Source organism: Streptomyces sp. NPDC033136 (genome assembly GCF_055578235.1).
Map to the genome: position 1 here is coordinate 17,925 of NZ_JBVIPD010000007.1, position 17,427 is coordinate 35,351.

General features: G+C 73.1%; 15 protein-coding genes and 1 pseudogene. 6 read left to right on the top strand and 10 right to left on the bottom strand.

Annotated elements, in window-relative coordinates; genetic code table 11:
• Nucleotides 1-45: 45 nt before the first annotated feature.
• Nucleotides 46-1,029, bottom strand: a complete 984-nt coding sequence (locus tag ACZ5TL_RS15030; RefSeq protein WP_468590064.1) for an N-acetylglucosamine kinase — start codon at nucleotides 1,027-1,029, stop codon at nucleotides 46-48.
• A gap of 153 nt (nucleotides 1,030-1,182) precedes the next feature.
• Between ACZ5TL_RS15030 and ACZ5TL_RS15035 the strand changes: the two genes are divergently transcribed.
• The gene (locus ACZ5TL_RS15035; protein ID WP_468590065.1) at nucleotides 1,183-1,860 is read left to right on the top strand and encodes a uracil-DNA glycosylase; all 678 of its coding nucleotides are present in this window, start codon (nucleotides 1,183-1,185) and stop codon (nucleotides 1,858-1,860) included.
• Nucleotides 1,861-2,206: 346 nt separating this feature from the next.
• Here ACZ5TL_RS15035 and ACZ5TL_RS15040 read toward each other — a convergent pair whose 3' ends face one another.
• Nucleotides 2,207-3,304 carry a WD40/YVTN/BNR-like repeat-containing protein gene (locus ACZ5TL_RS15040; protein WP_468590067.1) on the bottom strand — a complete coding sequence of 366 codons (1,098 nt, stop codon included), beginning with the start codon at nucleotides 3,302-3,304 and terminating at the stop codon, nucleotides 2,207-2,209.
• A 273-nt stretch (nucleotides 3,305-3,577) separates the two neighbouring features.
• Between ACZ5TL_RS15040 and ACZ5TL_RS15045 the strand changes: the two genes are divergently transcribed.
• Complete coding sequence (locus tag ACZ5TL_RS15045; protein ID WP_468590069.1) at nucleotides 3,578-4,162, top strand: Rv1733c family protein; 585 nt, start codon at nucleotides 3,578-3,580, stop codon at nucleotides 4,160-4,162.
• Between the two features lie 4 nt (nucleotides 4,163-4,166).
• On the opposite strand, the gene ACZ5TL_RS15050 is transcribed toward ACZ5TL_RS15045, so the two are convergent.
• Both ACZ5TL_RS15050 and ACZ5TL_RS15055 read right to left on the bottom strand, forming a co-directional pair.
• Nucleotides 4,167-6,170 carry a HEAT repeat domain-containing protein gene (locus ACZ5TL_RS15050; protein ID WP_468590070.1) on the bottom strand — a complete coding sequence of 668 codons (2,004 nt, stop codon included), beginning with the start codon at nucleotides 6,168-6,170 and terminating at the stop codon, nucleotides 4,167-4,169.
• A 473-nt stretch (nucleotides 6,171-6,643) separates the two neighbouring features.
• Entirely contained in the window at nucleotides 6,644-7,432 is a 789-nt protein-coding gene (locus ACZ5TL_RS15055) for a pectate lyase (RefSeq protein WP_468590072.1), read from the bottom strand.
• A gap of 477 nt (nucleotides 7,433-7,909) precedes the next feature.
• Here ACZ5TL_RS15055 and ACZ5TL_RS15060 point away from each other — a divergent pair, with 477 nt between their 5' ends.
• Together ACZ5TL_RS15060 and ACZ5TL_RS15065 are read left to right on the top strand one after the other, a co-directional pair.
• On the top strand, nucleotides 7,910-8,059 hold the full coding sequence (locus tag ACZ5TL_RS15060) for a hypothetical protein (RefSeq protein WP_468590073.1): 150 nt from the start codon (nucleotides 7,910-7,912) through the stop codon (nucleotides 8,057-8,059).
• 160 nt (nucleotides 8,060-8,219) lie between these two features.
• The gene (locus tag ACZ5TL_RS15065; protein WP_468590514.1) at nucleotides 8,220-9,491 is read left to right on the top strand and encodes an extracellular catalytic domain type 1 short-chain-length polyhydroxyalkanoate depolymerase; all 1,272 of its coding nucleotides are present in this window, start codon (nucleotides 8,220-8,222) and stop codon (nucleotides 9,489-9,491) included.
• A gap of 170 nt (nucleotides 9,492-9,661) precedes the next feature.
• On the opposite strand, the gene ACZ5TL_RS15070 is transcribed toward ACZ5TL_RS15065, so the two are convergent.
• The gene (locus tag ACZ5TL_RS15070) at nucleotides 9,662-10,996 is read right to left on the bottom strand and encodes an FAD-dependent oxidoreductase (protein ID WP_468590075.1); all 1,335 of its coding nucleotides are present in this window, start codon (nucleotides 10,994-10,996) and stop codon (nucleotides 9,662-9,664) included.
• A gap of 155 nt (nucleotides 10,997-11,151) precedes the next feature.
• Here ACZ5TL_RS15070 and ACZ5TL_RS15075 point away from each other — a divergent pair.
• Nucleotides 11,152-11,683: pseudogene (locus ACZ5TL_RS15075) on the top strand (DUF6214 family protein).
• Between the two features lie 31 nt (nucleotides 11,684-11,714).
• On the opposite strand, the gene ACZ5TL_RS15080 reads toward ACZ5TL_RS15075, so the two are convergent.
• Nucleotides 11,715-12,368 carry a DUF305 domain-containing protein gene (locus tag ACZ5TL_RS15080; protein WP_468590076.1) on the bottom strand — a complete coding sequence of 218 codons (654 nt, stop codon included), beginning with the start codon at nucleotides 12,366-12,368 and terminating at the stop codon, nucleotides 11,715-11,717.
• 190 nt (nucleotides 12,369-12,558) lie between these two features.
• Here ACZ5TL_RS15080 and ACZ5TL_RS15085 point away from each other — a divergent pair, with 190 nt between their 5' ends.
• Nucleotides 12,559-14,061 carry an LVIVD repeat-containing protein gene (locus tag ACZ5TL_RS15085; protein ID WP_468590077.1) on the top strand — a complete coding sequence of 501 codons (1,503 nt, stop codon included), beginning with the start codon at nucleotides 12,559-12,561 and terminating at the stop codon, nucleotides 14,059-14,061.
• Here the strand turns inward: ACZ5TL_RS15085 and ACZ5TL_RS15090 are convergent.
• The 4 genes from ACZ5TL_RS15090 to ACZ5TL_RS15105 form a co-directional block, all read right to left on the bottom strand.
• Nucleotides 14,049-14,735, bottom strand: coding sequence for a TetR/AcrR family transcriptional regulator (locus ACZ5TL_RS15090; RefSeq protein ID WP_468590078.1), 687 nt, complete (start codon nucleotides 14,733-14,735; stop codon nucleotides 14,049-14,051). The two genes, ACZ5TL_RS15085 and ACZ5TL_RS15090, sit on opposite strands and share 13 nt — an antisense overlap.
• Before the next feature lie 174 nt (nucleotides 14,736-14,909).
• A complete protein-coding gene (locus tag ACZ5TL_RS15095) occupies nucleotides 14,910-15,599 on the bottom strand; it encodes an HAD family hydrolase (protein ID WP_468590079.1) in 690 nt (229 codons plus the stop codon).
• A 66-nt stretch (nucleotides 15,600-15,665) separates the two neighbouring features.
• Nucleotides 15,666-16,334 (bottom strand): phosphatase PAP2 family protein, encoded by a 669-nt coding sequence (locus tag ACZ5TL_RS15100; protein ID WP_468590080.1) that lies wholly within the window; start codon nucleotides 16,332-16,334, stop codon nucleotides 15,666-15,668.
• Between the two features lie 148 nt (nucleotides 16,335-16,482).
• Nucleotides 16,483-17,418, bottom strand: coding sequence for a M56 family metallopeptidase (locus ACZ5TL_RS15105; protein WP_468590081.1), 936 nt, complete (start codon nucleotides 17,416-17,418; stop codon nucleotides 16,483-16,485).
• Nucleotides 17,419-17,427: the final 9 nt, after the last annotated feature.

Sequence of the window (17,427 nt, forward strand, 5' to 3'; positions counted from 1 at the left end):
TCCTGGTTTGTCTGATGAGTTACGTACGGTTCGGCCGTGATCGGGTCAATCACCCGACTGGGTGGTCACGCACAGCATCGTCTCGTCACCCGGCAGGGTGAGAGACCCGGCGCTGAGCTCGGCCGCCATGCGGACCGCGCCGTCCAGCGGATCGCCCGCGGCCGGCACCCGCCGTGCCTGCGGCAACCGCTCCGCCAAGGCCTCGTCCAGGGGCCCGAGCAGCGGGTCGCCCAGCCTGAACAGGCCGCCGGTGACCGCCACGCGCGGCTCCCCGCCGGAGGGGCACACGGCGGCCGCTGAGGCGGCCATGTGGTGTGCGGCCGCGCGCAGGATGCCCGCCGCGACGGGGTCACCGCCCGCGCATCCGGCCACCCGGGGCGCGAAGGATGCGAGCACGGCGGGCCGGTCCGGCCGCGGATACAGCGCGCCGGGCAGCCCCGCCACGGGCCCGAACACCTCCTCGGCACACGCCAGCAACCGAACCGAGCCCCCCTCGCGCCCGTCATGGGCCCGCAGTGCGGCCTCCAGACCGGCACGCCCGATCCAGGCTCCGCCCCCGCAGTCGCCGAGCAGATGCCCCCAGCCGTCCGCACGGCTCCAGCCGGTCAGGTCGGTGCCGATCGCGATCAGCCCCGTACCACCGGCGATCACGGCTCCCGGCCGGGACCCGAGGGCGCCCACGTACGCGGTCACGGCGTCGGCGGCCAGCGCCACCCTCCGCACGCCCCACTCCCGGGCCAGCGCACCCGGCAGCCCGGCGCGCAGCGCGTCCCCCAGGGAGGCCAGCCCGGCCGCGCCGACCACGGCGGCCGTCAACGGCACCGGTCCGGTCTCGGTGGTCAACGCACGTACCAACGGCACGAGTTGCGTCATGAAGTGCTCGAGATCGATCCCCATGGAGCCGGTGCGGACCGGCTCACCCGACGCCAGGCGGGCGAGCGGCCCGCGCTCGGCGGTGCCCACCACCACCCGGAGCCCGGACCCCCCGGAGTCCACGGCGAGGAACCCGGCGTCCACGGGACGCGACACGACCCCTCCTTCCCGGCGGCCCGGCCGCGCGAGTTGCGCTCAGCCGGGCAGAAGACCTCGACGGGGAGGAAGAGTAGCGGCCGGAGCCGCGCCTCCTGGCGGGCGCCCGCGGCCGGTGCGGGGCGCCGGTGTCTGCCACTAGAGTGACGTGTCGTGGCACCACGACCGTTGCACGAACTTGTCGAGGCGGGCTGGGCGAAGGCCCTGGAACCCGCTGCCGAACGCATCGCCGCCATGGGGGACTTCCTCCGGGCCGAGATAGCGGCGGGCCGGACCTATCTCCCGGCGGGGGCCCATGTCCTGCGGGCCTTCCAGCAACCCTTCGACGACGTCCGGGTCCTGATCGTCGGCCAGGACCCCTATCCCATCCCGGGAATGGCCATCGGGCTGAGCTTCGCGGTGGCGCCCGAGGTGCGTTCGCTGCCGGGCAGCCTGGAGAACATCTTCCGCGAGATGCACTCCGACCTGGGCCTGCCCAGGCCCTCCAACGGGGACCTGACACCGTGGACCCGGCAGGGCGTCCTCCTGCTCAACAGGGCGCTCACCACAGCGCCGCGCAGTCCCGGCGCGCACCGGGGCAAGGGCTGGGAAGAGGTCACCGAGCAGGCGATCCGGGCGCTGGCCGCACGCGGCAAGCCGCTGGTGTCGATCCTGTGGGGCCGCGACGCGCGCAATCTGCGGCCGCTGCTGGGCGATCTCCCGGCGATCGAGTCCGCCCACCCCTCGCCCATGTCGGCGGACCGCGGCTTCTTCGGCTCGCGTCCGTTCAGCCGGGCCAACGATCTGCTGATGAAGCTGGGTGGCCAGCCGGTGGACTGGCGCCTGCCGTAGTCCGCAACCGGCGTCAGGAACCAGGCGGCCGGAGCCCGGGACCAGGGCCGGGGCAACGCCGCCGTGCCCCGGAGGACACCGCCCGTCTGCGCTCCCTCGGCTCCCCGCTTCCCGGCCACAGGCGTGTCCGGCTCGGGAGAGCCCGCCCGGCTTGCCGTCACGGCGTGGTGCGCCCCACAGAAGACAGCGCGGAGGCGCTTCCCGCCGTGCCGCACGCCGGGCATCGGCTCGCCGTGCGGAGGAGCGACGGCGGGCAGCACAAGACCAGGGCCTCCGGCGGGCCGGAGGCGAGGGAGGCCCCGGCCCGGGACCTCCTTCGACGTGGGCAGGGCCCGGGCGGCGATCCTCAGCCGACGGCCGCGGCCCGCACGCACAGCACGTCCGGCAGATGCGAGGCGAGCTGCTGCCAGCTGTCGCCGTCGTCCGCCGACGCGAACACCTCGCCGTTGCGGTTGCCGAAGTAGACGCCCGCCGGATCGGCGTCGTCCGTGCACATCGCGTCGCGCAGCACCGTGCCGTAGTGGTCCTCCTGGGGAAGGCCCGCCGAGAGCGGCTCCCAGCTCTTGCCCGCGTCCGCCGTCCGGTAGACCCGGCACCGGCGGTCCGCCGGGACCCGGTCGGCGTCGGCGTTGATCGGGAACACGTACGCCGTGTCGCCCCGGTGCGGATGGGCCGCCGCGGCGAAGCCGAACGTCGAGGGCAGGCCCTCGCCGATGTCCGTCCAGTGCGCGCCCGCGTCGTCGCTGCGGTACACACCCCAGTGGTTCTGCAGATACAGCCGGTCCGGGTTCGCCGCGTCCCGCGTCACCTTGTGCACGCACTGGCCGAACTCCGGGTTCGGGTCCGGCAGGAACACCGCCGAGACCCCCGAGTTGGAGGGCGCCCAGCTCGCGCCGCCGTCCAGGGTGCGGAACACGCCGGCGGTCGACACGGCCACCGTCACCGCCTTCGGGTCACGCGCGTCGGTGAGCACGGTGTGCAGGCCCTCACCGCCGCCGCCCGGCACCCACTTCGACCGCGTCGGGTGCTCCCACAGGGGCCGGACGAGCTCGAACGTCTCGCCGCGGTCCGCCGAGCGGTACAGCGCGGCCGGTTCCGTGCCCGCGTACACCACGTCCGGCTCGGCGGCGGCCGGATGCAGCTGCCACACCCGCTCCAGGGACGTGCCGGTGTCCTTGGGGAACTTGACGGCCGGCCGGGCCGGTTCCGTCCACGTCCGGCCGAGATCGTCGGAGTGGAACACGGACGGTCCCCAGTGCGCGCTGTCGCCGCCCGCCAGCAGCCGCGGGGTCGCCGCACGGGTGTCGATGGCGACCGAGTACACGGCCTGCGCGTTGAAGTAGGGACTCTTGTCGAACTCCCAGGCGCCACCGCCCCGCCGGCGCCCGATGAACAGGCCTTTGCGCGTGCCCACGGCGAGCAGTACCTCGGTCATGCCGATCACCTCCGCGGCGTCGTCGTCGACGCCCTCGTCTCAGACACCGGCCAGTCTGCACCCCACCACTGACAGTCACCCCCGCAACGGGATCCGGCGCAGGTCAGGCGGGTGTCGGACGCCTGGGCGGCAGCCCCGCGGGCCGCCTCCCGGGGGGTGCCCGCCGGGTCCGGGTCCGGGTGGCCCGTCACGCCGGAGTACGTGCGGTGAGCAGCCGGGGGCCTCCGTCCGTATGGGGAGTGGGGCGGTATGGGTCATGCGCTCGTGAGGAGGATGCCTGCGATGGCGTTGCGTGGTCCGGCGGTGTGGCTGTGGCGCTGGCGGCGCAATCCGCTCAAGCGCCGCGCCGACAGGGTGGAGACCTGGGTCGTGCTGGGCGTATGGACGCTCACCGTGCTCGTCGGGGTGCTGGCCGGAGCGACGGTGAGCCGGTCCGTCGAGGAGGGACTGGCCCGGGAACGCGCCGAGTGGCGCCCCCTCGTGGCACGGCTCGCCGAGCGCGCTCCCGGGACGGCCGCCGAGAACGGCCGTGCGTCCCGTGCCGAGCGGGTGTGGGCGACCGCGCGGTGGACCGCCGGGGACGGCTCCTCCCACTCCGGTCAGCTGCGGGTGCCGGCGGGCAGTGCCGCCGGGACGCCCGTCACCGTGTGGACGGACCCCGAGGGGCGCCAGGTGACCCGGCCCGTCACCGCGCCCCAGGCCCGCGTCCGCGCCGCGCTGATCGGCGGCGTGGCTGGCATCGGCGCCGCGACCGTACCGTTGGTCGGCGGCCGCGCCGTGTGCAGCCGGCTGGAGCGCCGCCGCATCGACCAGTGGGACGCCGAGTGGGCCCGCTTCGGGCCGATGTGGGGGCGGACGACGGGGTGAGGCGCTATCCGGCCAGCGCCTTCGCGCAGGCCCGCAGCAACCCCAAGTCCGCGTGGATGCCGTAGCCGCCGCGGTCGGCCCGGTGCCGCCGGGCGGAGGAGAGCTCCGCTCGCAGCAGGTCGTGCAGAGGGGCTCCCGCCGGCCCCAGCGCCGCCACGCACTCGGCGATCGTCGTCCGGGTGCGCGGGTGCTCCGCCCAGGCGGTGCGCAGGACGGGCAGGCCCTGTTCCGGGTCTCGGGCCGCACGCCATACCGCGCACGCGGCCGTGGCGCGTTCCATGGGGTCACCGGAGCCGGCCAGCGCGCGCAGTGCGGGCAGGGCCGGACGGGCCGCCGGCCCCATCCGCGCCAGAACGGCCGCCGCCTGGCGCCGCCGGCCGCTCCCGGCCCCGGTCAGCTCCCGCAGCAGCACGGGCACCACGGCATCCGCCTCTCCCGTGACCGACCACAGCGCGTCCGCGGCGGCGACGGCACAGTCGGTCTCCAGCAGCCTCCGCAGGTCCGGTATCGCCTCGCGCGCGGCGTCGCCGAACGCGCCCAGGGCACGCGCCGCCGCCCCCGTGACGGCGTCGCGCCCCCGCAGCCCGTCCGGCATGCCGCGCAGCAGACGTAACACCGTTGGTACGGACTCGGCGTCGCCCAGAGTCGTGAGCGCCGTCAGCAGGGGGACGGCGTACTCCCGGGTGCCGGCGGCGTCGAGCGGCACCCGCGCGAGTTGTCGCCGCAACGCGGGAGCGAGCGGCGCGGCCGCCCGGCCCAGGTGGGGTGTCACCAGACCCAGATCGTGCGGTACGACCGGCCCCGCCAGCACCTCGGCCAGCAGCGGCGTGGCCCGCGGGTCCCCGGTCCGGGCCAGCGCCCTGAGCGGACCGCCCAGGGCCGGCGCACCCCGCTCCCGGTGTCGTACGCGCAACTCGGGACGGAGCGTCACCAGTGTGTGGAGGTGGTCCGCGGCGGGCGCGGCCAGCTCGAAGAGCTCCGCCAGGACGGCGACCGCCGCGTCGTGTAACGGGCCTTCCTCGGAGCCCAGTTGGGTGCCTATGAGGGTGACCGGCTCCACGTGCCCGGTACGCCACTCGCGGAACAGCCCGGCCGACATCCACACGGCGTTGCACCGGTCGAGGGGGTCCGGGCTGGTCAGCTGCCCGCGCAGCAGGGCGATCCGGTCGTCCACCCGGCTGCCGAGCGCGGAGTGCAGGGTCCGCAGCAGCCGGGAGCCCTCCTCGTCCGAGGGACGAAGCCGCCGCAGCCGCCCGGCGAGCGTGTCCGGACCGGTACGGCCGTACGCCTGCCCGGTCCCGGTCCGCTGCCCGGATCTCTCCCTGAGCAGCCGGACGACGGTCGGTACGAGGTCGGCCGGAAGCCGCTCCGGAGCGCATCCCGCGAGCTGGCCGAGCGCGGCGAGCCGCAGCCCGGGGCCGTAGGGGGGCCCGCTCAGCCCGGCCAGTAGACGCACCGCCTCGGCGGCGCGGTCACCGTCCGCCTGCCCGAGCCGCCGTGCGAACAGCCCGAGACTCTCGGTCAGGGCGAGCAGGACCCGGTCGTCCCGCTCCACAGTGATCCGCTCCCGCAGCAGGGCGAGCACGCGCTCCGGCCGGCCGAGGAACCGCACGAGCGCCCCCGGAACGGCCCTGCGTACCCCGGCGTCCGAGTCCTCGGCGAGCTGGACGAACACCTCGGCACGCGCGCACAGGGCGGCACGGGCCCGGGCGGCGAGATCGCCGCCGGCCCCGTCGATGCCGCCGATGCTGACGAGGAGTTCCACGACCCCCGCCCGGTCCGGCACCTCCTCGCGGACGGCGAGCGCGAGGAGAAACGGAACACAGGCGAGCGTCGAGTCGTACACGTCGCCCTGGTAGTGCACGGCGCCGTACATCCCGTCGAGCGCGGTCTCCCGCTCGGCCGGGTCGGCGGAAGCCAGTCCCCGCAGTAATGCGGGCACGTCCTCCGCACTGCCGTCCGCGTGCCGCAGCGAGGCCCAGTCGACCTCGTCGATCCCCCTGAACACGTTGTCCTCCCCAGGCGAAGTGCCGACTGACGGCGAGTCTGCACCACGGCAGTGACAACCGAGCGGAATCGGGGGATGACTGTGCGCGAACTGTGTGCTGGTTGGCTGACTGTGTTTCAGTCCTCGCCCGGCGGCGCCCGCTCCAGGAGCGCGTCGAGGCCCAGCGCGGTCCGGCAACGTTCCGAACGCGTCCCCCTCGTCGCTCCCGAGCCGGGTCGCGCGGAACGCGTCGGCGACCGTCGGTGGGGCGTGCCGGGCGAGGAGAGAGGGCCGGAGCGCCCGAGCCACCTCCTCCACGAGACGGCCCGCCGACCGGCGGGGCCCCGGACTGCGGGCCGCTCGCACCGGCTGCCGGCCGGAGCTGACCGGGGAGGTACGCGCGCGTGCGCGGCGCCGGACGCGGACGGCCGTGCGCAGCGCCCGCCGGGACGCTGCGCACGGCCGCCTTCACCGTGGGGGGAACCGCCTGGGGGCTACCTGTAGGTGATGTCCGATGTGGAATAGCGGCAGTTCCTGCTGTCGGGCCCGGACCCGACGGCGGTGTTGTTGTTGTACTTCTGGCAGGGGACGACCTTGCGGCCGGAGTCGTTGCGGATCGTGATGTTCCGCAGCGTCGCCACGTCGTTGCGGTTGACGTTGATGCCGACCAGCCGCGCGGTTGAGCCCGTGCCGGTCACCTCGACGGTGTTGAGGTTGACCTTGCGGGTGTACTGCGTGGAGCAGTCGCCGCAGGAACGGTAGAGCGTCTTGAACTCCTGCACCGCGAAGTTGGAGATGTTCAGGGTGCCGCCGCCGTTGTGCTGGAAGACCTTGTCCGCCGCCTTCTTCGCGCCGCCGCCGATCACGTGGTACGTGGCGCCGGTGCCGCCGCGGAAGGTGGCGGCGTCCTCGCCGACGTCCTCCCACCAGACGTTCTGCAGCGTGCAACTGCCCTGGCAGTGGATGCCGTCGGCGGCGGGGGCGCCGAGGATGACGTTCTTCAGCACCGCGCCGTTCGCGAGCCTGAAGATCGGGTCCTGGCCCTCCTCCTGGCCGTCACCGGCCAGGTTTCCGGTGCCGTAGAACCGCTTCATACCGTAGTCCTTGGTGCCGGACACGGAGATGGTGGAGGAGGTCCCCTGGCTGCCGTTCGGGGTCGGCCAGGTGGCGGCGCTCGCCGTGGGCGCGTTTGTAGTCATGATCATGCCAACCGACAGGCCGAGTGTGGCCAGAGCGCCGGTCAGCGCGCGCCTGCGGGTGCGCGGACGTGTCGCAGAAGTCATGTCCCGATTCCTTCTGTCGTCTGAGCGGATGGGGGTCAGAACGTTCCGTCGCCCGCCTCCGACGTCACCGACCCGGTGTATCCGTGTGCGTGGGGGGCGAGTACGCATGTGGGGTGCGTCCCTTCCTGGTTCCTTCGTGATGCAGGTCGGTCATGTAGCTGAATGATGTTCGTCATCATGTTCGCCGTGTGCGCCGCGTGTGGCCGCTTGTGAAGGCCGTACCGGACCGTGGGAGTGCACCCCCAGGGTCGGGCAGGTCTCCGGCGGGCGCCCTCGCGGCGGGTGCCCGGGTCACACTGCTGAACGGAACGTAGGGGGCAAGCGCTTTCTGGTCAACGCTTCGCGCAGAACATATTTCGGCCGGCCCTGGTGGCGGTGGCGACGGTGTGGGAGCGCTTCCATGAGAGCCATGCCCATGTCACCATGCCCGAGCGGGCGCTTCCTTCACGAGAGGGCGGGTCGATGAGGACTCCGCGTATGCGTACGTCCGCCGGCGGGCTCGTGTTCAGCCCGGTGACCGTCGGCCGACGGCGGTGCGGTACGGCCGCACGGGCCGTGCCGAGCGGTCCGTGTGCCGGCGTCGGCCAGACCCTCACGATCGGCCCGCGCCGCCTCCAGGTGCAGTGAGCGGTGCGTACCGCAGGCTGCCCTCGCGGCCGGCGGTGCGCACCCGGGCGAACTCCGCCTGCTGAACCACCGCACGACGTCCTGCGAGCCCGCCTCACCACGGAAGGGACCCGACGTGCCTGCCATCCCCCACCGCAAGGCGACAAGACCGCTGCGGTCGATGCTCCTCGCGCTCGTCGCCGCGCTGCTGCCGCTCCTCGCGGCCACCGTGCTCACCGCACCTGCGGCCGCGGCCCGTGAGCGGGCCGTATCCACCGCGACCCTCACCGAGGTCACGGACTTCGGCACCAACCCCAGCAACCTGCGGATGTACCTGTACGTGCCCGAGAGCGTCACCCCGAACCCGGCGGTCGTAGTCGCCGTGCACTGGTGCACCGGCTCGGGCCCGGACATGTACAACGGCACCGAGTACGACACGCTGGCCGACCGGTACGGATTCATCGTGCTCTACCCGTCCGTCACCCGCAGCAGCAAGTGCTTCGACGTCTCCTCGCCCCAGGCCCTGCGGCGCGGTGGCGGCAGCGACCCCGTCGGCGTCAAGTCGATGATCGACTGGGTCACCCGCACCTACGACGCCGACACCGGCCGGGTCTTCGCCACGGGCATCTCCTCCGGCGCGATGATGACGAACGTCCTGCTCGGCGACTACCCCGACGTGTTCGCCGCGGGTGCCGCCTTCTCGGGCGTGCCGTTCGGCTGCTTCGCCACCACCGACGGTTCCGAGTGGAACAGCGCCTGCTCGGGGGGCACGGTCACGCACACCCCGAAGGAGTGGGGTGACCTGGTCCGGAACGCCTATCCCGGGTACACCGGTCCCCGCCCGCGGATGCAGATCTGGCACGGCACCCAGGACGACGCCCTGCGCTACCCGAACTTCGGGGAGCAGATCAAGCAGTGGACGAACGTGCAGGGCGTGAGCCAGACGCCGGCCCTCACCGACACACCCCAGCCAGGCTGGAACCGCACCCGCTACGGAGGCACGGGCGACCGGGCACCCGTGGAGGCCATCAGCCTCCAGGGCGTCGGCCACAACCTGTACGCCCAGGGCATGGCGTCCCGCGTGCTCACCTTCTTCGGCCTGGACGGCTCGGGCCCGGCGCCCCAGCCGCAACCGGGCGCCTGCAAGGTGACGGCCTCGGTGAACGCCTGGAACACCGGGCTGACCGCCTCCGTCACCGTCACCAACACCGGCACGACGACGGTCGACGGCTGGAGACTCGGCTTCACGCTGCCCGCCGGCCAGACCATCACCGGCGGCTGGGGCGCCACGTACGCGCCGTCGTCCGGTGCGGTCACCGCCACGAACGTGTCGTACAACGGCACCGTCGCGCCGGGTGCGAGCGTGAGTATCGGCTATCAGGCCGGTCATGGCGGCAACAGTGCCGCTCCGGCCGCGTTCACACTCAACGGAACAGCGTGCGCGGCCGGTTGACGGACGGCCCGGGGGTGCCGGATCAGACCGAACGGTGGTACTGGTTCGGCACCCGCACCTCGCCGCCGAGTTCCCGCGCCGCGTGCCGGGCCCAGGAGGGGTGCGAGCGGCTCGTGCTCGCCGGTGTGAGCGGCGAGTTGTCCTGGCAGGACCTCGAACTGCCGGGCCCCTTACGACTGAGCGGCGTTCAGGAGGGACGGCCAGTCGGGGAGTTTGACCACTCCGCGGCCCAGTGATGCGCCCAGTTCGGCCTCCGCGCGCTCGATCGACTGCCAGCCCGCCCACTCGACCGGGTTCGCGCCCTCCGCCCGCAGGGCCGGGAGGGGGTCGTCGGGGGCGGTCCTGTGCTCAAGGGCGGGCGCGTCCTCCAGGAGTGACGTCGCCGTCTCCTTCGCGCAGGGCCGGTTCGTGCCGATGACGCCGGTGGGGCCGCGCTTGATCCAGCCGGCCACGTACTCGCCCGGCGTGACGACGCCCCCGCGCAGGACGCGGCCGGACAGGTTCGGGACCGTGCCGGTGGCGGAGTCGAACGGGAGGCCCTCCAGGGGGACTCCGCGGTATCCGACCGAGCGCAGCACCAGCTGTGCCTCGATGTCCTCGTAGCGGCCCGTGCCCGTCACGCCGCCGCGGCCGTCCGGTGCCGTTCGCTCGAACCGCACCGCCCCGACGCGGCCCCGCTCGGCGAGCAGCTCGGCCGGGCGGAGGAAGAAGCGCAGGCGGATCCGGCGCGGGGCGCCTGCCGGAGGTGTCCCGGCCCAGCCGCGAAGCACCTCGACGTTGCGTCGCTGCGGGGCGGGCAGCGGGGACGGGTCCGTGTACCCCGGGTCCAGGGCCAGCTCCGCCGGGTCCACCACGACGTCGGTCTCCGGCAGGGTGCCCAGTTCGCGCAGCTCCTTGGTGGTGAAGCGGGCCTGGGACGGGCCGCGCCGGCCCACCATGTGGATCTCGGTCACCCGGCTCGCCGCCAGCGTGGTCAGAGCGCCCTGCGGCATGTCGGTCGGGCTGAGCTCGGCCAGGCCCCGGGCCAGCATCCGGGTGACGTCCACGGCGACGTTCCCCACGCCGACGACCGCGGCCGACCGGGCGTCCCGCAGGAAACCGTCGTCCACGGCGTCCGGGTGGGCGCTGTACCAGGACACGAACTGCGTCGCCGACCAGCTGCCCGGCAGACCCTCCCCGGGGATGCCCAGATGCCGGTCGGTGGCGGCGCCCACGCAGTACACCACCGCGTGGTACAGCTCCCGCAGCCGCGCGGCGGGCACCCCGCCGGGGCCGATGGGGACGCCTCCGAGGAACCGGACCCGGTCGTGCTCCAGGATCGCGCGCAGGGAGTTCTGCAAGGACTTGATCTTCTCGTGGTCGGGCGCCACGCCGTAGCGGACCAGCCCGTACGGGCACGGCAGCCGGTCGAGGACGTCGACGCGCACCTCGGAGTCCTGCTGGACGAGGCTCTGGGCGGTGTAGCACCCGCTCGGCCCGGAGCCTACGACGGCGACTCGCAGCACGGCGGTACTCCTCACCCCGGGGGACCCTGGCGCATCTCAGGAGCGCGGATACCTCCAGCATCCCACCGGCAGGGCTCCGCTGACAGGGTGCTGTGCTCCGCCCGCGACGCGTGTCCGATCTGCAGCGAATGTGATCATGCGGTTACGTTCCGTGTGTGCTGGAACCATCCTTTCTGAATCTTTCTGATCGCTCTCCGGTGGACGGTGCCGTATCCGTGCGTCCCGCGTGGGAAGTGCGGGAGAGCGAGGGCGCCACGCGGTGGTTCGAGGTCCGCCTGGTCTTCGCGGACGGCGCCCGTGTCGACGCGCTGGCCGTCGTGGGCGGCGGATGCGTCTGCGTCGAGGAGGTGCGGGCTCAGCCCGCGCTGTCCCTGGACGACCTCGCCGTGCTCGCGGACTGGATCGAGGATGCGGTGGAGTCGGCGGAGTCGGCCGCCGGGGGGGGCCGGCACCGGGCCGGGGCCCGGGGGGCGCGAGAGCCAGGGGCGTCGCGCCCGGCCTGCCTGGCCGCGCGGTGCCGAGGGGCGGTGGCTGGTGGCGCGGGAGTACCGCGCGGCCCAGCGGGACGGCGCCGACCCGGTCCTCGCCGTGATGGGCGCGACCGGGTACAGCCGCCGTACGTCACTCAGGCTGATCGGCCGGGCCCGGGACGCGGGGCTGCTGTCACCGCGACGTGCCCGGCCCTGACCGCGCTATCGCGTCCCGCCCGTGAGCGTGGTCAGAGCATCTTCCGCATCCGGGTGATCTCGCTCGTCTGCTGGGCGATCACCTCGTCGGCCATCTCCTCGATCCGGATGTTGTTGCCCTGCCCCTTCACGTCCGCGGCCATGGTGATCGCGCCCTGGTGATGGGTCGTCATCAGCGTCAGGAAGAGGTGGTCGAACTCCTTTCCCTCGGCCGCGCGGAGCTTCTCCAACTGCGCATCCGTCGCCATCCCGGGCATCTGCGCGTGCTCGTGCCCCTCGGCCTCCAGCGGCTTGCCGTACGACTTCAGCCAGCCCTGCATGGCCTCGATCTCCGGCTTCTGGGCAGCGGTGATCCGGGCGGCGATCCGCTTCACGTCCGTCGACTCCGCGCGCGTGGGGACGAGTTCGGTCATGACCAGGGCCTGGTCGTGGTGCTCGATCATCATGTGGACGTAGGAGACGTCCGCCGAGTTGGGGGAGTCGTTCTCCGAGTGCCGGCCGGCGGCCTCCTCGGCGGACAGGGTGCGGTTCGCCTCGCCCGGCTCGCCCGGCGCGATCACGGCGGGTCCGTCCGCGGCGGCCGGCTTCCGGTCCGGACCGGAGTCACAGCCCCCGGTCGCGAGCACGGCCAGGGCGACCAGCCCCGTCGTGACGGCGGACGCACGAGACGCACGGCGGAAAAGCACAACGACCTCCTGTGGCAGGCGGGTTGGGACGCACCTCGTGTTGCTGACGGCGTACTGGCACGCTTCCGCGGGTCAGTGTCGGGGAAACTTCATGACGATCCTGCCGCCCTCTGTTGGTATGTGCATGGCAAAGACGATACTGCGTGGTGCGTGAACCGTTCCGCAGCGAACGGAACCAGGGAGGAAAACAGTGATCCTGTTGAACGACCGCAGAACACGCCGCAGACGCCTGGGAGTCGCCGCAGCCGCCTGCGGACTGCTGGCCGCTCTTCTGACGGCCGCACCGGCCGGGGCCACCCCCGATCCGGGGGATGCGACGGCCGCTCCGAAGGAGGTCTCCAAGAGCGCGCAGGCCGAGGTCCGTGAGGCCATCGAGAACGGCGAGATACCCGGCCAGGACCAGATCGTCCACTCCGGCAACATCCGGCACCTGGCCCACGTCCCCAAGGACGCGCTCCAGGGCACCAATTCGGACCTCGCCTTCCAGGGCAGATACGCGTTCGCGGGCAACTACGACGGCTTCCGCGTCTTCGACATCAGCAACCCGAGAGCGCCGAAGACGGTCGCCCAGGTACTCTGCCCCGGCTCGCAGAACGACATCTCCGTCTCCGGGAACCTGCTGTTCCTGTCCACCGACTCCTCGCGCAGCGACAGCAGTTGCAGCAGCACCACGCAGCCGGCGACCGAGAAGTCCTCGTGGGAGGGCATGAAGGTCTTCGACATCAGCGACAAGCGCAACCCGCGGTACGTCGCCGCCGTCGAGACCGCCTGCGGCTCGCACACCCACACGCTGGTGCCCGAGCGGCGCAACATCTACGTGTACGTCTCCTCGTACTCGCCCAACGCCGCCTACCCGGACTGCCAACCGCCGCACGACGGCATCTCCGTCATCAAGGTGCCGCGCCACGCCCCCCAGAAGGCGAAGGTCGTCGGCTTCCCCGTGCTGTTCCCCGGTGAGGGGCCGGACGGCGGCGGCAACCCGGGCGGGCCCACCAACCCGGGCGTCTCCAAGACCACCGGCTGCCACGACATCACCGTGCTGCCGTCGAAGGACCTGGCCGCGGGCGCCTGCATGGGCGACGGCATCCTGTTCTCCATCAAGGACCCGGAACGCCCGGAGGTCATCGACCGCGTGCAGGACAACGCGAACTTCGCGTTCTGGCACTCGGCGACCTTCAACCAGAAGGCGAACAAGGTCGTCTTCACCGACGAGCTGGGCGGTGGCGGCGCGGCCACCTGCAACGCGGAGATCGGCCCTAACCGCGGTGCCGACGGCATCTACGACATCGTCGGCAAGGGTGACAAGCGCAAGCTCGTCTTCCGCAGCTACTTCAAGATCCCCCGCCACCAGGCGGACACCGAGAACTGCGTCGCCCACAACGGCTCGCTGATCCCGGTCAAGGGCAAGGACATCATGGTCCAGGGCTGGTACCAGGGCGGCGTCTCCGTCTGGGACTTCACCGACTCGGCCAAGCCGAAGGAGATCGCCTACTTCGACCGCGGCCCGCTGACCACCGACACGATCAAGTCGGGCGGTTCGTGGTCGGCGTACTACTACAACGGCTACATCTACTCGAACGAGTACGCCCGGGGCTTCGACGTCCTGAAGATCGACGACCGGCGCACGGACCCGGCCCGGTGGACCCACCTGCGTGAGCTCAACGTGCAGACGCAGCCGAACTACTTCGGCTGATCCCGCGGCCCGCACTCCGGTGCGGCCCCGGTCGCGAAGAACCGCGACAGATCCCTGTCGCGCCTCCCGCCGGAGGCCCCGGCCTCCGGCGGGACACCCAGCTCCCGGTCGAGCCGGTAGCGCTTGAACAGCTCGGCCCGCACAACCGGCACCGGCATCGGCACGCCCGGCACCAGGACCGCGTACACGGCGCCCATCAGCAGGGCGCGCAGCATCGGGTAGTCGCTGTCGACGTCCAGCGACCCGTGCCGGGCCACGGTGTCCCGGAGCAGCTCGGCCAGCCGCCGCTGCTCCGGGCACTGCATGAAGCCCTCGGCCTCCAGAATCCCCGCCATGTGCTGGCGCATCAGCACCGGCCGGTCCCTGGCCAGGCACAGGATCGCGTCGATGGCCCGGGCCATCCGCTCCCGGCCGTCATCGGTACGCGGCTCGCGCTCCAGCGCCTCCTCCAGCGTGCGGTGCATCAGCCGGTGCACGGCGGACTGCACCAACTGGCGCTTGCCGGGAAAGTAGTACGACACCAGGCCGCGCGCCGAACCGGCCCGGTCCGCGATGTCGCCCAGCGTGGTGGCGTCGTAGCCGTGCTCGTCGACGAGTTCGACCGCCGCCTGCAGAAGCCGCTCCCGGGAACGCCGCCTCAACTCTTCATTGACCGAGGCGCTGCGCGGGGACATGCTGTAACTCCTGCGTTGACTGGCTGCCAGCCAACTATACTCAGGACTTCCGGCCCGGCCTCCTGTGCCCGGGGCCGGGATGCCGTCTGCCTCGGGCGACACGGGGGATCGTCCGAGGCAGGCAGGCGAGCTGGTCGTGGTTTCGGGCTGTGCCGCCGGGCGGCGGGGCCGGTATCAGCTCACCAGGTCCAGGACCGGCCGCAGCCCGTCCGGCCGGTCGGTCACCGGCAGGTGGTCCACGAAGTGCACCCCGCACCCCAGGGCGGTGGCGCCGCCGTCCGCCCGCCGGTCGTCGCCGACCATGAGCGTCTTGCGCGGATCGGCTCCCAGCGCCTCGCACGCGATGCCGAACAGTCCCGGGTCGGGCTTCTGGATGCCGTGCTCGAACGACAGCACGTACGTGTCGATGTAGGGATCCAGGCCGTGCGCGCGGAAGACCGGCCGCAGGTCCCAGCCGATGTTGCTCACCACCCCGACGGGGACGCCCCGCTCCCGCAGCGTGCGCAGCACCTCGACGGCGTCCGGGTACGGGGTCCACGCCGCCGGGGTCATGTGGCGGTCGTACAGGGCGTCGTACAACGCAGGGTCGGGCAGCCGGACCTGACGGGAGAGGCCGGTGTAGGCGGCCCGGTGCAGTGCGGCGCTCCGGTCCCGGACCGGCCAGGAGTCGGCCAGTTCGGTCGGCACCCGTGCCGGAGCACCACCGCCCGGCAGCGCCCCGACCGCCTCCAGCGCCCGCACCGTGGCGGCCAACTCCGCCTCCGCGAGCCGGATGCCGGTCCCGGCGAGGACGCCACGCAGCCAGGAGTCGGTGGACTCGACACGGAAAAGGGTCCCGGAGAAGTCGAACAACACGGCGGTCATGGGGTCATCCTACGAGGCCGTGCCGTGCCGCGACCGGAGATCACAGGGCTTGCGGCGCCCGGGAGTTCAGGGCTGCCGGCGCCGGTGCGCCCACACCGCCAGGGCCACCACCGTCGCGCCCAGCAGCCAGCCGCCCACCACGTCCGACGGCCAGTGGACGCCCAGCCAGACCCGGGTCAGTCCGACACCGGCCACGGAGACCGCGGCCACGGTCACAGCCGTCCGCCACACGGCACGGCCCACGCCGTGGCGGTGCAGGAGCCACAGGAGCAGGCCGCACACGACCGTGGCGGTCATGGCGTGTCCCGACGGGAAAGCCGCGTAGTGGGCCGAGTCGACCGGGTCCGGCCACACCGGGCGGGGACGGTCCACCGCCGCCTTGAGGCCCTGCTGCACCAGGGTGCCCAGTGCGACAGCCAGCGCCAGCCACAGCGCCGTCCAGCGCGCCGCGAAGCGCACCACCAGCGTCACGACGGCCGCCGCGCACAGCAGCCGCATGGTCCACGGGTCCCACACCCAGTCCGTCAGGATGCGGCAGGCCTGGGTGATGCCGCTCTCGTCGACCGCCCAGCGGTGGGTGGTGGCGGAGATCTCCCCGTCCGCGGTGATCAAGGGGCCCCATCTCGCCGCGACGAGGCTCAGCAGCAGGACCGAGCACAGGGCCAGGGCTCCGGCGAGACCGGCGGTGGTGCGGTGCTCCGGACGGGGCGGGGAATCGACGGACTGGGTGTGCATGATGCGATCCTCGCCGAACCGGGGGGTCCGGATCCAGTACGAGCCGATCTTCCGGCACCGGAACGACACGCTTCGGCCATGTCCGGGCCACCGGAGCCGCCCTGGGTGCCCGGCGTCCCAGTGCCCGCAGCCCCCCTCCACGCCCCGGCTACCCCAGAGCCCGCAGCCCCGGCACGAACGCCACCAGCACCGGCACCACCGGCACGAGTGCGGCCGCCGCCGTCAGACGCAGGCGCCGCGACGGGGGCAGACGGTCCGGGGGTGTGAGCAACCGGTGCACCCGCGCCGGGACATGGGCCTGCGGCGTCGGGCAGGGGCCGAACACGCCCCGGTGCTCGTTCAGTTCGACCAGGGCCAGGGCCGTGGTGAGGCGGCCGAAGCGGCGCGATGCCGTGTCGTCGGCGGCGAGTTCGACCAGGCGGTGCATCTCGTCGCGGAACGCGGCGAACACCGGCACCTGCGGGAAGCCGCCCGCCAGGGCCGAGGAACAGTTCAGCAGCCAGTCGTGCCGGGCACGCGCGTGGCCCTGCTCATGAGCGAGCACGGCGTCCAGCTGCCGGCCCTTCAGCCGGTGCAACGCGGCGGTGGTCACGACCAGTTGCGGGGGAGTGCCGGGCAGCCACCAGGCGTCGGGCTGCTCGCTCTCCAGGACGACGAGCCGGCCGGAGACGGCGACTTCGCCAGGCAACAGCGGGGCCCGGACCAGCAGATCGGCGCGCCGCCGGCGGCGCCGGGCGCGGGCGCCGCCGATCTCGCGGACCAGCATGGCCCCGCTCCACAGCCCGCCGCAGGCCAGCGTGACCGCGGTGGTCGCCGCCCAGGGGCCCGCCGTGCCGAGGACGTAGGCCTCGACGACCCCGCTCGGCGCCGTCGCGAACACATGCCCGCCGACCGCGTGCCAGGCCGCCGCCGCACTGAGCGTCATCGACAGCGCACAGCACACGAGTACGGCCGCCACCACGCACTGCCACACCCACAGCGCCACCACCGGCTCGCGGTCCGGCCAGTCCGCCCGGGCGAGCAGCCGGGGAGCGACCACGGCGGTCAGGGCACCGAGCAGCAGCAGCGCCGCGGTCAGCATCATGAGGGCAGC